At 62.1% G+C, this 14591-nt stretch carries 16 protein-coding genes; 11 read left to right on the top strand and 5 right to left on the bottom strand.

Annotation, left to right across the window (positions count from 1 at the left end; translation table 11 throughout):
• Positions 1–153 precede the first annotated feature (153 nt).
• Positions 154–1113: an L-threonylcarbamoyladenylate synthase gene (locus tag RTS12_RS11475; RefSeq protein WP_312528579.1), complete on the bottom strand. Its 960-nt coding sequence runs from the start codon at positions 1111–1113 to the stop codon at positions 154–156.
• Positions 1114–1224: 111 nt separating this feature from the next.
• On the opposite strand from RTS12_RS11475, the gene RTS12_RS11470 reads away from it, so the two are divergent.
• Genes RTS12_RS11470 through RTS12_RS11455 form a run of 4 tightly spaced genes read left to right on the top strand, consistent with a single transcriptional unit; the run spans position 1225 to position 4834 of the window.
• The gene (locus tag RTS12_RS11470) at positions 1225–2919 is read left to right on the top strand and encodes an acyl-CoA dehydrogenase (RefSeq protein ID WP_312528577.1); all 1695 of its coding nucleotides are present in this window, start codon (positions 1225–1227) and stop codon (positions 2917–2919) included.
• Positions 2919–3941: an MBL fold metallo-hydrolase gene (locus RTS12_RS11465; protein ID WP_312528575.1), complete on the top strand. Its 1023-nt coding sequence runs from the start codon at positions 2919–2921 to the stop codon at positions 3939–3941. The genes RTS12_RS11470 and RTS12_RS11465 overlap by 1 nt, the downstream gene beginning before the upstream one ends.
• A 60-nt stretch (positions 3942–4001) precedes the next feature.
• A complete protein-coding gene (locus RTS12_RS11460; protein WP_312528573.1) occupies positions 4002–4154 on the top strand; it encodes an aa3-type cytochrome c oxidase subunit IV in 153 nt (50 codons plus the stop codon).
• Between the two features lie 29 nt (positions 4155–4183).
• On the top strand, positions 4184–4834 hold the full coding sequence (locus RTS12_RS11455; protein ID WP_312528571.1) for a hypothetical protein: 651 nt from the start codon (positions 4184–4186) through the stop codon (positions 4832–4834).
• A 96-nt stretch (positions 4835–4930) separates the two neighbouring features.
• Here the strand turns inward: RTS12_RS11455 and RTS12_RS11450 are convergent, their stop codons facing one another.
• The gene (locus RTS12_RS11450; RefSeq protein ID WP_312528570.1) at positions 4931–5254 is read right to left on the bottom strand and encodes an AzlD domain-containing protein; all 324 of its coding nucleotides are present in this window, start codon (positions 5252–5254) and stop codon (positions 4931–4933) included.
• Positions 5255–5272: 18 nt separating this feature from the next.
• The gene (locus RTS12_RS11445; RefSeq protein WP_312528568.1) at positions 5273–6103 is read right to left on the bottom strand and encodes an AzlC family ABC transporter permease; all 831 of its coding nucleotides are present in this window, start codon (positions 6101–6103) and stop codon (positions 5273–5275) included.
• A gap of 73 nt (positions 6104–6176) precedes the next feature.
• Between RTS12_RS11445 and RTS12_RS11440 the strand changes: the two genes are divergently transcribed.
• On the top strand, positions 6177–6821 hold the full coding sequence (locus RTS12_RS11440) for a GNAT family N-acetyltransferase (protein ID WP_312528566.1): 645 nt from the start codon (positions 6177–6179) through the stop codon (positions 6819–6821).
• Here RTS12_RS11440 and RTS12_RS11435 read toward each other — a convergent pair.
• Both RTS12_RS11435 and greA read right to left on the bottom strand, forming a co-directional pair.
• A complete protein-coding gene (locus tag RTS12_RS11435) occupies positions 6754–7674 on the bottom strand; it encodes a hypothetical protein (protein WP_312528564.1) in 921 nt (306 codons plus the stop codon). The genes RTS12_RS11440 and RTS12_RS11435 overlap by 68 nt on opposite strands.
• 18 nt (positions 7675–7692) lie before the next feature.
• The gene (gene greA / locus RTS12_RS11430; protein WP_312528562.1) at positions 7693–8163 is read right to left on the bottom strand and encodes a transcription elongation factor GreA; all 471 of its coding nucleotides are present in this window, start codon (positions 8161–8163) and stop codon (positions 7693–7695) included.
• Between the two features lie 284 nt (positions 8164–8447).
• Between greA and RTS12_RS11425 the strand changes: the two genes are divergently transcribed.
• From RTS12_RS11425 to RTS12_RS11400, 6 genes are all read left to right on the top strand, one after another.
• Positions 8448–10094 carry an electron transfer flavoprotein-ubiquinone oxidoreductase gene (locus tag RTS12_RS11425; protein ID WP_312528561.1) on the top strand — a complete coding sequence of 549 codons (1647 nt, stop codon included), beginning with the start codon at positions 8448–8450 and terminating at the stop codon, positions 10092–10094.
• A 108-nt stretch (positions 10095–10202) separates the two neighbouring features.
• Positions 10203–12131 carry a tetratricopeptide repeat protein gene (locus RTS12_RS11420; RefSeq protein ID WP_312528559.1) on the top strand — a complete coding sequence of 643 codons (1929 nt, stop codon included), beginning with the start codon at positions 10203–10205 and terminating at the stop codon, positions 12129–12131.
• A complete protein-coding gene (locus tag RTS12_RS11415; RefSeq protein WP_312528557.1) occupies positions 12124–12969 on the top strand; it encodes a 4-(cytidine 5'-diphospho)-2-C-methyl-D-erythritol kinase in 846 nt (281 codons plus the stop codon). Before RTS12_RS11420 ends, RTS12_RS11415 begins: the two co-directional genes overlap by 8 nt.
• Before the next feature lie 29 nt (positions 12970–12998).
• Complete coding sequence (locus RTS12_RS11410; protein WP_312528556.1) at positions 12999–13739, top strand: pyridoxine 5'-phosphate synthase; 741 nt, start codon at positions 12999–13001, stop codon at positions 13737–13739.
• Positions 13740–13801: 62 nt separating this feature from the next.
• Complete coding sequence (gene acpS / locus RTS12_RS11405) at positions 13802–14236, top strand: holo-ACP synthase (protein ID WP_312528554.1); 435 nt, start codon at positions 13802–13804, stop codon at positions 14234–14236.
• A gap of 103 nt (positions 14237–14339) precedes the next feature.
• Positions 14340–14591 (top strand): S26 family signal peptidase (locus RTS12_RS11400; RefSeq protein ID WP_312528552.1); only part of this gene is annotated, 252 nt, incomplete at its 3' end.

The raw sequence follows: 14591 nt of genomic DNA, 5'->3' as shown, positions 1-14591 counted from the left end.
CCAAACCCTGAACCCGCAAGGGCTTGCAAAGAACCCAGCCGCAGATGCAAAGGGCGCCCGCGCTATCGGTGGGCGCGGCCCCTGCTCACGCCCGGCGATTACGGCGCAAGAGCCAGGGCAAGGGCCAGGGTGGGCCTGTGAACGAGCGTGGTCTTAACGCGGGGCGGCGGCGCGGCTAAGGCGATCGTTAATCGCCGCGCCCAGCCCATGGCCCGGGATCGGCGCCACAGCAATCGGGCGACCCAACTCATCTGCCTGGCGCAGCACATCAAAAAGCACGGCAGCGGCCTCGTTCAGATCACCGCTCGCGCTTAGGGTCAGGCCCTGTGCAGGGGCGGCAGTGCCAAAGGTCAGGTAGGTTTCATCAGGCCGTGGATGGGTCACATTCATGCGCAGTTCGGCGTTGGGCGCATAATGGCTGGACAACTGGCCAGGCGCGCTGGGGGCGGCCGGGTTCAGCTCGGGATGCGCCAAGGCAACGCCCAACAGCGCCTCGATCGCCTCGGCGGGCAATCCGCCCGGACGCAGCAATGCAGGCGCGCCTTCGGGCGTCCAGCCCAGAATCGTCGATTCAACCCCCACCGGGCAGCTGCCATCATCCAGCACCGCCGCAATCACCCCGCCCAAGCCATTGACCGGATCCGCGACATGAGCAGCCGAGGTCGGGCTGATGCGCCCCGAAGGATTGGCCGATGGCGCCGCCAGTGGCCCGTCAAAGGCCCGCATCAGCCTTTGCATCCCCGGATGTGACGGCACGCGGATACCAACGCTTTGCAACCCTGCGGTGGTGATGCTGGCAATTCCCGAATCCTTGCGCAAAGGCAGAATCATGGTCAGCGGTCCCGGCCAAAAAGCCTGCGCAAGTGCAAGCGCCTGCTCGTCCAGAACGGCGATCCGCTGGACCGCGGCCAGATCGGGCAAATGCACGATCAGCGGGTTGAAGGATGGCCGTCCCTTGGCCGCATAAATGCGCGCCACTGCCTCGCCATTGCGGGCATCAGCGGCCAGCCCATAGACGGTCTCTGTGGGCACGGCGACGGGTTGCCCCAGCCTTAACCAGTGGCAGGCCTGTTCGATACCGGCGGCATCGGCTGCAAGTATTTGCGTATCCATTCTTGACGTCGGGTCTATGTTGCTGCTCTGCGGAATGCGGATATTCTCCTCAATGCTACCATAGTCAAGCCTGCCCTGCGATCGCGCGGCGCCCAAAGAAAGTATAGCAACTTGGCATATCACGCCCCGGTCGAACAAATCCGTTTCATCCTGAATGAAGTTGTGGGCTTCGCCGATGTCGCCGCGTCCGAGCGCTATGCCGATGCCACGCCTGATACGGTCAGCGCGGTTTTGTCCGAAGGCGGGCGCCTTGCCGCAGAGGTCTATGCCCCCCTCAACCGCTCGGGCGATGTGGAACCGGCGCGGCTGGAAAATGGCGTGGTGCGGTCCTCGCCGGGATATGCCAAGGGCTTTGCCGCCTTGGCCGAGGGCGGCTGGATCGGGATTTCTGCCGATCCCGAATATGGCGGCATGGGTCTGCCGCTGACCTTGAACGTCGCGGTCAATGAAATGCTTGGCGCGGGCTGTCTGGCGCTTCAGCTGAATTCCCTGCTGACACAGGGCCAGATCGATGCGCTGGAACATCACGCCAACGACCAGATCAAGGCGCTGTACCTGCCCAAGCTGAACAGCGGCGAATGGTCGGGCACCATGAACCTGACCGAGCCGCAGGCCGGGTCCGATGTGGGCGCGCTGACAAGCAAGGCCCAGCGCGCAGAGGATGGAACCTATCGCATCACCGGACAAAAGATTTTCATCACCTGGGGCGACAGTGATGTGACGCAAAACGTCTGTCACCTGGTTCTGGCCCGCCTGCCCGATGGCGGGGCGGGCACACGCGGGATCAGCCTTTTCATGGTGCCAAAGCTTTTGCCTGATGCACAGGGCAACCCTTCGGTGCCCAATGATTTGCGCGTGGTCAGCCTTGAGTACAAATTGGGCATCCACGGCAGCCCCACCTGCGTCATGAGCTTTGAAGGCGCCACCGGCTGGCTTGTCGGCGAAGAAAACAAAGGCATGGCCGCAATGTTTACGATGATGAACATGGCCCGGCTGGCGGTGGGCGCGCAGGGCGTGGGTCAGGCCGAGGCCGCGCTTCAGCAGGCCGCCAGCTATGCCGCAGAGCGCAATCAGATGGGTCCGATCATCCGCCACCCTGATGTGCGCCGCATGTTGGCCCTTAGCCGCGCAGAGATCTTTGCCGCCCGCGCGATCTGTCTGTCATGCAGCGTTGCGCTGGATATGGCGCGCGCCACCGGACATGCCGATTGGCAGGCACGCGGGGCCTTTCTGACCCCGATCGCCAAAGCGCATGGGACGGATGTTGGCTGCCGCGTTGCGGATACCGCCGTGCAGATCCATGGCGGCATGGGCTTTATCGAGGAAACCGGCGCGGCCCAATACCTGCGCGATGTCCGCATCACCCCGATCTATGAGGGCACAAACGGCATTCAGGCCATGGATCTGGTCGGGCGCAAGCTCTCGGATGATGGGGCGGCGGCGAATGCGCTGCTTGACGAGATCTTGGACAATGCCAAAGCATCGCAGGCCGCTCAGCCCGAACTGGCCCATCAGGTCTGGCAGGCCGCCGAGACCCTGCGCGAGGCCACCCACGATCTATTGGCGGCCGAACTGCCCGATCGCTTTGCGGGGGCCGTGCCCTATCTGACGGCCTTTGCCCATGTGTTGGGTGCGCATTTCCACCTGCGCGCAGCTTTGGCAGGCGGGCCGGATCAACTGGCGCTGGCGCGGATTTATATCACCCGCATTCTGCCGCGCTTTACCGCCAATCTGGCCGAGGCCCAATGCGGCCTTGCCGATCTTGAGGCGCTGAGCGACGGGGCATTTGCGGGCCATTTCTCCTGATGCTGCGCTTTCCCTGCGACAGCCCGCCTCAACCCGGCGAGGCTGTGCAGCTTGCCGAGGGGATTTTGTGGACGCGCATGGCGCTGCCGATGCAGCTTGACCATGTCAATCTGTACTTGCTCGACGACGGCGACAGCTGGACGGTGGTCGATACCGGCTTTGACAATCGCCGCAGCCGCGAAACGTGGCAAACATTGCTGGTCGAGGTACTGCAAAACCGCCCCGTCAGCCGCGTCATTGCGACGCATCATCACGCCGATCACATCGGTCTGGCAGGCTGGTTCACCCAGCGCGGGGCCGAGCTATGGACCAGCCGCACGGCCTGGCTGATGGCCCGGATGCAGATCCTGGACGTGCAAGAGCGGCCCACCCCCGAGGCATTGGCCTTTTGGCGCAGCGCAGGCATGGACCCCGAGATCCTGCAAAGCCGCGAAACCGAGCGCCCCTTCAATATGGCCGACATCTGCCACACGCTGCCCCCGGGCTTTCGGCGCCTGACCGAAGGGCAGGAAATCCGCGCAGCCGGGAGGCGCTGGCGCATTCATATGGGCAATGGCCATGCCCCCGAACATGTGACGATGTGGTCACTTGATGACCATCTGGTGATTGGCGGCGATCAGCTTTTGCCCGCGATTTCACCCAATCTGGGCGTTTATCCCACCGAGCCGCTGGCAGATACCGTCGGGGATTGGATCGAAAGCTGCGAACGGCTTGGCGTTTACGCGCGCCCAGATCAACTGGTGCTGCCGGGGCATAACCTGCCCTTTACCGGCCTGCCCGAACGGCTAAGCCAGCTGGTCGAAAATCACCGCTCGGCGTTGCGGCGAATCGTGCGCACCCTGTCGCAAGAGCCGCGCACCGTGGCGGGCTGCTTTGACATTCTGTATCGGCGCAAGATCAACGCGGGTAACTACGGCCTGGCCCTTGCCGAGGCGATTGGCCATATCAACCATCTGGCCCTGGCCAACCAGGTGTGGCCCGTTGGCCAGACAGAACAGGGTGGCGTGCTTTGGGGGGCGTGACAGCCCGGCCTTCATAGGGTAACGCTAGGCGCAAATTACTTTCATGCTCAGGACGGGATCATGGCCTCTCATCAAGAAAACACCGACCACATCTATGGCGAAATGGACATCCGCGAGCAGCAGAAGACCATGGCCGGCTTTCTGCGTCTGGCAAGCTGGACCTGCATTTGCTCGATCGCTGTCTTGATTTTCCTGGCGCTGACCAACGCCTGATCCAAGCGTCCTTCCCGGAGAGATAGCCTATGCAACGCCGGACTTTTCTAGCGCTAAGCCTGCCGGCTGTGCTGGCTGCTTGTGGTGCCGATAACAAATGGGCCAGCGACGAAAGCCTGCGCAGATCCCGCTATTCGGACCCTAACGAGCCCTATTACATCTCTTTGTTGACTGTGATCGGGATTCCGCGTGGCGAAGGGGCCCATTCCGCTTTGCTGATCAACGGCAGCCAGCGCGTCATTTATGATCCCGCTGGAAGCTGGGAGCATCCCGCGATCCCCGAGCGCCACGACGTTCTTTACGGCATTACGCCCAACTTTAAGAACTTCTACATCGACTACCACGCCCGCGAGACCTATTGGGTTGCAGAAGACACCAAGCTTGTCTCGCGCGAAGTTGCCGATATGGCGATCCGCTCGGCCGAGCAGCAAGGGCCTGCAAACAAAAGCTTCTGTGCGGTTTCGACTGGCAAGGTGCTTGGACGGGTTCCGGGCTTTTCCGGCGCGCCGACCGGCTTTTCGCCGCTCAAGCTGCGCGAATGGTTCGTCACCCTGCCCGGTGTTACCACCAAAAAGCACATGGATGGCGACCCGGCCAATAACCACAATGTTCTGTTGCGCCAAAAGAACGGTGCAATCGAAGGTTATGGTCAAGACGGCAAGCTGCATACCGCGCAATAAGCGCAACCCGGCAGCCAAAATCCACTTTGCGCAAGCCGCGTATGAAGCAAGCAAATGGCCTTGGAACTTTGGTTCCGGGGCCTTTTTCTTTGAACGTCAGCCGATCAGATACAGCATTGCAAACAGCGTGACGCCACCTGCCACGATTGCGGCCAGCGTATTGCGCGTGACCAGCCCCACCCCCAGCGTCGCCGCCGCAGCCAACAGCCGCGCTGGATCGGGCTGCCCCCCGGTTGCGGGCGGCCATGCCACCATTGGCGCCACCAGCGCTGGCAAGACGCCAACCGCAGTATAGCGCAACAAGCGCTCGGCCCAGATCGGGATCGGTCGGTTGCCGATCGCGCCCAGAAACGACCAGCGCAGTGCAAAGGTACCCAGACCAAGCGTGATGATGATCGTCCAGATCTGAAAATCGCTCATGCCATATTCTTTCTGCGGCTATGCCTTATGGGCCGGATCGGGGTTTTCCGGCGCCAAGCCCAGCGCCTTGCGCCGCTCGGTCCAGACCTCGACGGCGGCCCCTGCTGCCATGGCCAGCGGCGCCGCGATCAAAAGCCCCAAGCCCGATGGCAGAAAGGAAAAGACCAACGATGCGACGATGGAAACCACCACCGCCGCCAGATGGGCAAGCTTGCGCACCATCGGCGCGATCATTGCCAGAAAGGTGATCGGCACCGCGAAATCAAGCGGCCAGCTTTCGGGGATGGCCTTGCCGATCTTGGCGCCAATCAGGCTGACCACGACCCAAGGCAGGCCCATCGCCAGCGAAGCACCAAAGAAATAGGCCATCCGCTGATCCAACCGCAGCTTTGGATGCAGCTCATAATGCTGAACCGCCAGCCCATAGGTCTGATCAACCAGCAGATAGGCGATCAATCCGCGCTCTTTCAGGCTGGCCGCCCCCAGCCATGGCACAAGCGCCGCCGAATACATCGCCAGACGCAAATTGACCGCCAAGGCAGAGATGATCACGACGATGACCGGGGCCTGATCCAGCATCAGCTGGACCGCTGTGAATTGCGAGGCTCCGGCCAGCACCAGGGTTGAAAATCCGGCGACCTGCATCAGATCCAGCCCGGCATCGACCGCCACCACGCCAAACAACAGCCCGAACGGCAGCAAGACCAGCAAGAATGGCAGCGATTGAACAATGGCGTGGAAAAAGCACTGTCGCAGACTGCGCGACAGCACACGATCTTGCGCGGCAGTTAGCCCGGTGGCTTGCGCGCGCGGCTTGGCGCCCTGAGAGGGTTGTGGAATCGGTGACAAGGCGGGAAAGGATCATTCTAGCTGTGGATTTTTTCAGCTTGTCCCTTTCACGCTGGCAAAACAAGAGGCAGCCGTGCTGACCGACCCCTCTTTTCAGCCGCGCCAGAATGTTCAGCCCGGCCTTGCGCCCCGGCATCTGGCTCAGGCGGCGTCACTTTACTGGCAGGCGTTCGGCCCCGAGATCCTGCCCTTTCGGGTGGCACCCTGTCGCGGCGAAAGCCTGATCCGGCACGCATTGCGCCCACAGATGGCTTTGGTCGCTCTGACCCCTGACGGGGATCTGGCAGCACTGGCCGGGGTTCGCGACGAAACCGGGGGGCTTCTGGATGGCGCGGTTGAACACTTTCGCACCGTCTGGGGTGGCATGCGCGGGCGCGCGATCTGGCTGGCCAGCCAACTGTATCGCGGCGGGCCTGCCACTTCGGATATGGTGCTGGACGGGGTGGTCGTGGCGCCTCAATTGCGTGGCCAGGGCTATGGTCAGGCTTTGATCGCCGCAGCGGCCGATCTGGCGGCAAGGGGCGGCTATAGCGGGTTGCGCGCCGAAGTCTCGGGCACGAACCATGCGGCGCGTCACCTGTATCTGTCTTTGGGGTTTCGCCCTGCCGGTCGCGGGCGGATGGGCTGGCCGTGGGACGGCCAGGCCGATATCATGCGCTTTGCGGCTCTTGGGGCAGATACTCGCCGATCATGCCCGTCGCCTGCGCCAGCAAGGTGAACGCGCGCCCCGAGCGGGTATAGGTCATGGCCAACAACAGCCGGTCATCCAATTCCGGCGCCGCGCGGCAAAGCAGTTTGTCAAAGCGGCGCAGGAAATGTTGGGCGACATCGCGAAAGACCTCGTCAAAGCGAATCATTTCGGAAGCCGTGTCCAGAAATTGTGCGTCCACATCCAGCGCAAGCCCGGCCACGGCCGCGCCGCGTGCGCCAGCGGTAAAGCGACGCCAGCCCTCGGGGTCAGGCTCGCGGGTATAGAGCTCTTCCATAAAGACGCCGCGCTTGGACAAAAGCGTCACAACATCTTGCGCCGCGCGGATCAGACGGGCCAACTCCGGATCGGCCAGCGCCTTGCGCAGCGCGGCGATCGCATCCTCATCCTCGGGACCATTGGGAAAGTTGATGGCCGAGATCAGCTCATATTCATCAAGGGCCAGCGGTGGGGGATCCAGGCTGTCAGCAGCGCCAGACGCGGCGGCAGAGGCGGCTTCGGGCTTGGCTGTTGCCGCGCGCGGAGGCGAGGGAATATGGCGAATTGTCGGTGCGGCAGGAATATCGCCGTCGCGCCCCAAAAGCGCCACCGAGGCGCGCAGCTCGGCTGCTTCGGCCTGCAGGCTGGCAATGCTGCGCCCCAGACCCACCGCAAGCCAGATCAGCGCGATTGGCATGACCACGCCCACAAAGCCCAAAAGCCGGCCGATCCCGCTGCTTGCGCTTTCGGCGCTGGGGCCGAAATAGGCAAACAGGCAGACCAGCAAGAGCCAGCAGACGCTCGCACCTGCGCCCAATAGCACCAAGCGGTCCCGAGACTGTTCGGCAGCGATACGGCGCAGGTTTTCGCGAATGTCGTTCATCAAAGGAAGTTCCGGCGATTACTGGAAACGAACGGACAAGATCTCATAGGATTTGCCGCCGCCGGGCGTGACCACATTCACGCTGTCGCCTTCGTCCTTGCCGATCAATGCACGGGCCAAAGGCGAGCGGATGTTCAGCAAGCCACGCTCAAGATCGGCCTCGGCCTCTCCGACGATCTGGAAGGTGCGCTCTTCGTCGGTGTCTTCGTCCACCAGTTTGACGGTCGCGCCGAATTTGACGCTGCCCGACAGTTTGGTCGGATCAATGACATCCGCACGAGAGATCAGACCCTCAAGTTCCTTGATCCGGCCCTCAAGCAGGCTCTGTTTTTCCCGCGCGGCGTGGTATTCCGCATTTTCTGACAAATCGCCATGTTCGCGGGCTTCCGCGATTTCGCGAATAACGGCGGGGCGGTCTTCGGTACGCAGAACGCGCAGCTCTTCGTCGAGCTGATCGAAACCGGCGCGGGTAATCAGGATCTTCTCCATTGCAGTCCTTTCGGCGACATAGCGCGCCAATGCTATTACAACGCCCCCGACCAAAAAGGAGGGGGGCGCGTCTTGATAACCAGTCAACATCGTGGCGGTTTCGCGCGTCTCATGCAAGCCTGCTGTGGAATAGACAGGCAAAGCCCCGCGTATGGTCGCTGACCACAATATCCCATTGCAACAGTTGGATTGCTGCGCCGCGACATGATTGCCCGCAATAAAAATTCGCGCTATCGCTTGGCGCAGTTTCATGCGCGGACAATGCCAGGGAGAGAGACCAAGCAATGGAAGAGATCGAACGCGAAGCCATGGACTTTGACGTCGTGATCGTCGGCGGGGGTCCTGCGGGTCTTTCGGCAGCGATTCGTCTGAAACAGATCAACGCCGATCTTTCCGTCGTCGTGCTGGAGAAGGGCTCGGAGGTTGGGGCGCATATTCTTTCGGGCGCCGTGCTGGATGTGTCTGGCCTTGATCGCCTGATCCCCGATTGGAAGGAAAAGGGCGCGCCGATCCATACACCGGTCAAAGAAGATAACTTCTATATCCTTGGCCCCGCAGGTCAGGCGCGCGTGCCGAACTGGCCGATGCCGCCCCTGATGTCGAACCATGGCAAATACATCGTCTCGATGGGCAATGTCTGCCGCTGGCTGGCCGAACAGGCCGAGGCGTTAGAGGTCGAGATTTTCCCCGGCATGGCAGCATCCCAGCTGGTCATGGATGGCAACCGCGTTGCCGGCGTGATTGCTGGCGAAATGGGCCTGAATGCCGATGGCACCCCCGGCCCGCAATATGAGCCGGGCATGGAGCTGCGGGGCAAATATGTCCTGCTGGCCGAAGGGGTGCGCGGGTCTTTGTCCAAAGAGGTCATGGCCAAATATGACCTGTCGCAGGGTCATCAGCCGCAGAAATTCGGCCTTGGCATGAAAGAAATCTGGGAGATCGATCCCGCCAAAGCCAAGCCCGGCACCGTCACCCACACAATGGGCTGGCCCTTGGGCAAAAATGCGGGCGGCGGCTCGTTTATCTATCACCTCGAGGGAAATCAGGTCTTGGTCGGCTTTGTGGTTCACCTGAACTACGCCAACCCCCACCTTTATCCCTATATGGAATTCCAACGCTTCAAGCACCATCCGATGGTCGCCGAGCTGCTGGAAGGCGGCAAGCGCGTGGCATATGGCGCGCGCGCGATTTCCGAGGGCGGCTGGCAGTCGATCCCGAAAATGACCTTTCCAGGGGGCGCGCTTCTGGGCTGCTCGGCGGGTCTGGTCAACGTGCCGCGCATCAAGGGCAACCATAACGCCATGCTTTCGGGCATTGCCGCCGCTGAAGCCGCTGCCGCAGCCATTGCCGCAGGCCGCGAGGGTGACGAGCTGGCCGAATATGAAACTGACGTGCGCTCGGGCCCGATTGCGCGCGATCTTAAGCCTGTGCGCAACGTCAAGCCGATCTGGTCCAAGCTTGGGCTATGGCCCAGCCTTGCGCTTGGCGGTTTCGACATGTGGGTGGCCAATCTGACGGGCTGGAACCCTTTGGGCACGTGGAAACACGGCAAGACCGATGCACAGGCGACCGGCAAGGCCAAGGATTTCAAACCGATCGATTATCCGCGCCCGGACGGAAAGCTGTCCTTTGACCGCCTGACCAACGTGGCCTTTTCCTTTACCAACCACGAGGAAAGCCAGCCCTGCCATCTGAAGCTGAAAGATCCCTCGATCCCGATCAGCGTCAACCTGCCCGAATATGACGAACCCGCCCAACGCTATTGCCCGGCGGGGGTCTATGAGGTGCTGGAAGGCCCCGAGGGTCCGCGCTTTCAGATCAACTTTCAGAACTGCGTCCATTGCAAGACATGCGACATCAAGGATCCGTCGCAAAACATCAACTGGACCACGCCTCAGGGCGGCGACGGGCCAAACTATCCGAATATGTGATCACGAATAAATGACACCTGCGGGCGGCGTGACCGTCGCCCGCCGTTGCCGATCTGCCCGTCGCTCGCTAGGGTCAGGCAATTGACATGATTGACCGGGCCCGAGTTCGTGACCAACAGACTGCTCTCGCTGGCGCTGATCGCGCTCTTTGCCGCTCCGCTTTATGCGCAGGAACCGCCTGTGCCCAAACCGCATCTGCCCGGCGCTCCGGGCGGCGCGCAGGCCGCGCCTGTGCAAGCGGCTGGCCCCGCCGCCACCCAAGGCGATGCATCAGAACCGCAAGTCCCGCTAAGCCTTAGCAACGCCGGACCCTATCTGGCGGCGCGTCAGGCAGCCCTCGACAATGATTTCCGCGCGGCCGCCGCCTATTATCTGTTGGCCTTGGGCCAGGATGGTGCGGACCCCTATTTGCAAGACAGCGCCCTGGTGTCGCTGCTTTCGGCAGGTCAAACCGAAACCGCGATCAAGCTGGCCAGCCGCACGGACAGCGAACATGTCGGAACCGAGCTGGCCAATCTTTTGCTGCGCGTGCAAATGGCGCATGACAGAGAATGGGATGCTTTGGTCGCCCAAAGCGACGCCTCGCTGAAGCAAAGCGCTGAAGGTGGCGATGACGCGGGTGAGGGCAAGTTGCTGGATGGCATGGTCCGCGCCTGGGCGCTTTTGGGCATGGGCAAGGCCAGCGAAGCGATCTCGGCCTTTGAAAGCCTGGCCAAAATTCCCGGCGCACAGGGCATGGTTCAATATCACCTCGCGCTCGCCAAGGCCAAGGTCGGCGATTACGAGGCGGCCGATAAGCTGTTGATCAGCGATGCCGCGGGCGGCCATATTCTGGGCATTGTGGCGCGGGCCGAAATTCTGTCGCAGCTGGAACAGAATGAAAAAGCCATCAAGATGCTTGATGCCTTGCCGCGCCTTTCCGAAGAGCCAAGCCTTGTCGCGCTGCGCACCCGGCTTGCCGCAGGCGAGACCCTGCCCTTTGATGCGATCGACTCGCCTGCCGATGGGATTGCGCAGGTATTTCTGACCTTTGCCACGGCCCTCGCCTCGACCGAAGAGCCCGACCCGCTGGCGCTGATTCAGGCACGCATTGCCACCTATCTTGCCCCCAATCTGGCCGAGGCCCGCCTGTTGACCGCCCAGCTTTTGCAATCGGTCGGGCAGTTTGATCTGGCCGAGGATGAGTTCAAAAAGCTAAGCGATCTGGGGGAAATGCGCCCCATCGCCGAGCTGGCGCGCATTGATGCGCTGGCACGTGCAGATCGGTTGCAAGATGCCGAAAGCGCGGCTCTTGCCTTGACCAAGGCACAGCCCGAGCTGGCTCAGGGCTGGATTGCCCTTGGCGATTTGCTGCGTCAGCAGGAAAAATTCGCCGAGGCGGTGGCACCTTACGACAAGGCGCTTGACCTGCTCAAAGGCGAGGATCGGGCGCGCTGGTTCCCGCTCTATGCTCGCGGCATTGCGCTGGAGCGCTCGAACCAGTTCGACAAGGCCGAGGCTGACATGCGCGAGGCCTTGCGCATCCATGCCGATTCAGCGCCCGTGTTGAACTACCTTGGCTATTCGTTGGTGGATCGCAACATCAAGCTGGACGAGGCGCTGAAAATGATCAAGCGCGCGGTCGAGCTTAGCCCCGATGACGGCTATATTCTGGATTCGCTGGCCTGGGCCTATTACCGGATGGGGCGCTACCCCGAGGCCGTGGCCCCGATGGAACGCTCGGTCGCCTCGATGTCGGACGATCCGCTGGTCAACGATCACATGGGTGACATCTATTGGATGGTCGGGCGCAAGCGCGAAGCCGAGATCCAATGGCAGCGCGCCCTTAGCCTGAAGCCGGAAACCGAAGACGAAGAGGTTCGTATCCGCGCCAAGCTGGATCGCGGGCTCGACAAGGTGCTGGACGAAGAAAAGACGCATGGCCACGTGATTGCTCCGCCTGCGCCACAGCCCGATGCATCTTCCGACCCGCAAGCGGGCAATGATGCGACGGATGATGATACCGACCCTTCCTCTGAGACGAATACGAATGACTAAAGCCCTTGCGGGCGCGATCACCATCGACGCGCCCGCCAAGATCAATCTTAGCCTTCACGTCACCGGACGGCGGGCAGACGGCTATCATCTGCTGGATTCGCTGGTCGTATTCGCCGCGTTCGGCGACAAGATCCAGATCCATCCCGGCCCTTTGTCACTGACAATCACCGGGCCGTTTGCATCTGGGCTGGCCGCAGCCGATGACAATCTGTGCCTGCAAGCGGCACGGCTGGCGGGCGGCATTGGGGCGATCACGCTGCATAAGAACTTGCCCGTGGCCTCGGGGATCGGCGGTGGCTCGGCGGATGCGGCGGCGGTGCTGCGCGGCTTTGACGCCTATCCCGCTCACCCCGAAGTTTTGGGTGCCGATGTACCGGTTTGCCTTGCCGGACGTCCGGTGCGGATGCGCGGGCTGGGCGAAATTCTTGACCCGATCCCAACTTTGCCGGATTTGGCCCTGGTGCTGGTCAATCCCGGCAAGGGCCTGTCAACGCCGCAGGTTTTCCGCGCGCTTGCAAGCCGTGACAATGCGCCCATGCCCGATCAGCTGCCTTATTTCCCCGACACCTCGACGCTGATCGATTTTTTGCACGAATGCCGCAACGATCTTGAGGCGCCGGCGATCACGCTGATGCCCGAGATCGCAACCTGCCTTGAGGCGCTGCGCGATCAGGGCGCGCTTTTGGCACGGATGTCGGGCTCGGGCGCGACCTGCTTTGGCATTTTCCCCGATATGGCCAGTGCAAACCGGGCCGCCGAGATCATGGCCGATCCTGCCGGGGGTCAGGGCTGGTGGGTCGTGGCAACGGGACTCGCCCCCGCGCCGCAGTTGGGCTAGCCTGCCCCCATAAATTCCCGGAGGAAACCATGCTTCGCCTTGGCGTCAATATCGACCATGTCGCAACCGTTCGTAATGCGCGGGGCACGCCCTGGCCCGATCCGTTGCGCGCCGCTGAAATTGCTCAGCAGGCGGGCGCCGATGGCATCACGGCGCATCTGCGCGAAGACCGCCGCCATATCACTGACGCCGATATTGATCTGCTGATGGAGCGCCTGCGTCTGCCACTGAACTTTGAAATGGCCGCCACGGACGAGATGCGGGCCATTGCCTTGCGCCTGCGCCCTCATGCCGTGTGCATCGTCCCGGAAAAGCGCGAAGAGCGCACCACCGAAGGCGGGCTGGATGTGGCGCGCGACGAATCCCGTTTGGCAGATTTCATTGCGCCGCTGCGCGAAGCGGGTTGCCGCGTGTCCATGTTCATTGGCCACGAGCCGCGCCAGATCGAGGCCTCGGCCCGGATCGGGGCCGCCGTGGTCGAGCTGCATACCGGCGCCTATTGCGATCTGGATACCGAAGGTCGCATTGCTGAACGTGATGCCGAGCTGCTGGGCCTTCAGCGCGGCGCCGAGCTGGCGCATGAGCTGGGCCTTGAGGTTCACGCAGGCCACGGCCTGACCTTTGACACGGTTGGCCCGATCGCAATGATGCCGCAGATCAAGGAATTGAACATCGGGCACTTTCTGATCTCCGAGGCACTTTTCCTGGGCCTGGGCGGTGCGATCACCGAAATGCGCCGCCGCATGGACCTTGCCCGGAGCATGTCATGACGCGCCCCTTGGGCCGTCATCACGACAGCTGCGCCCTTGGGGCGAAAGTGACGTATTGAACCATGATACTGGGCATTGGCAGTGATCTTGCGAATATCGACCGCATCAGCGCCGTTCTTGAACGGCATGGTGATCGCTTTCGCAACCGCGTCTTTACCCCGACCGAGCTGGCCAAAGCCGCACGCCGCCGCGATGAGGCGGGCACTTTGGCCAAGCGTTGGGCCGCCAAAGAGGCCTGCTCGAAAGCGCTGGGAACCGGGCTGGCAATGGGCATTTCGTGGAAGGACATGGCGGTCAGCAACCTGGAATCGGGTCAGCCGGTGATGGCGCTGACCGGCTGGGCGGCAGAGCGTTTGGCAAAGATGACCCCGCCGGGTCATCGCGCCATCGTCCATGTCACACTGACCGATGATCACCCCTGGGCACAGGCTTTCGTAGTGATCGAAGCGCGCCCCGAAAGCCCCCTTGGCACCCCCGCGGGCGGGCCTTTGCCGTAAGCGCTTTGGTCACGCCTGCTTGCGCGACCCCGCGCCACGCTTGACTTTGCCCCCCTCAAACGCTCATGAACAGCGCGAAACCCTGACACAGGAATGGCAGAACATGGCCGACAGCACTGCGCGCAAAGAAGGCGGCATCTGGGAAACCGTCAAGACGATCTTCTGGGCGCTGATCATTGCCGCGATCTTTCGCACTTTGTTCTTTCAGCCCTTCTGGATCCCCTCGGGATCGATGAAGGATACCTTGCTGATTGGCGATTTCCTGTTCGTCAACAAAATGGCCTATGGCTATTCCAAGAACTCCTGCCCCTTCTCGGCCTGCCCGATTTCGGGGCGCATTCTGGGTTCCGCCCCC

The sequence above is a fragment of the Paracoccus sp. (in: a-proteobacteria) genome (genome assembly GCF_032007265.1).
In the GTDB taxonomy this organism is placed as follows: Bacteria; Pseudomonadota; Alphaproteobacteria; order Rhodobacterales; family Rhodobacteraceae; genus Paracoccus.
The sequence above is the reverse complement of the archived record's forward strand: the minus strand, read 5'-3'. Positions and strand labels throughout refer to the sequence as shown.

Excerpts from the sequence above, each read along its gene's own strand:
- RTS12_RS11475 (WP_312528579.1), bottom strand. The coding sequence starts at position 1,113 with ATGGATACGCAAATACTTGCAGCCGATGCCGCCGGTATCGAACAGGCC.
- RTS12_RS11465 (WP_312528575.1), top strand. The coding sequence starts at position 2,919 with ATGCTGCGCTTTCCCTGCGACAGCCCGCCTCAACCCGGCGAGGCTGTG.
- RTS12_RS11460 (WP_312528573.1), top strand. The coding sequence starts at position 4,002 with ATGGCCTCTCATCAAGAAAACACCGACCACATCTATGGCGAAATGGAC.
- RTS12_RS11455 (WP_312528571.1), top strand. The coding sequence starts at position 4,184 with ATGCAACGCCGGACTTTTCTAGCGCTAAGCCTGCCGGCTGTGCTGGCT.
- RTS12_RS11450 (WP_312528570.1), bottom strand. The coding sequence starts at position 5,254 with ATGAGCGATTTTCAGATCTGGACGATCATCATCACGCTTGGTCTGGGT.
- RTS12_RS11435 (WP_312528564.1), bottom strand. The coding sequence starts at position 7,674 with ATGAACGACATTCGCGAAAACCTGCGCCGTATCGCTGCCGAACAGTCT.
- greA (WP_312528562.1), bottom strand. The coding sequence starts at position 8,163 with ATGGAGAAGATCCTGATTACCCGCGCCGGTTTCGATCAGCTCGACGAA.
- RTS12_RS11425 (WP_312528561.1), top strand. The coding sequence starts at position 8,448 with ATGGAAGAGATCGAACGCGAAGCCATGGACTTTGACGTCGTGATCGTC.
- RTS12_RS11415 (WP_312528557.1), top strand. The coding sequence starts at position 12,124 with ATGACTAAAGCCCTTGCGGGCGCGATCACCATCGACGCGCCCGCCAAG.
- RTS12_RS11410 (WP_312528556.1), top strand. The coding sequence starts at position 12,999 with ATGCTTCGCCTTGGCGTCAATATCGACCATGTCGCAACCGTTCGTAAT.
- acpS (WP_312528554.1), top strand. The coding sequence starts at position 13,802 with ATGATACTGGGCATTGGCAGTGATCTTGCGAATATCGACCGCATCAGC.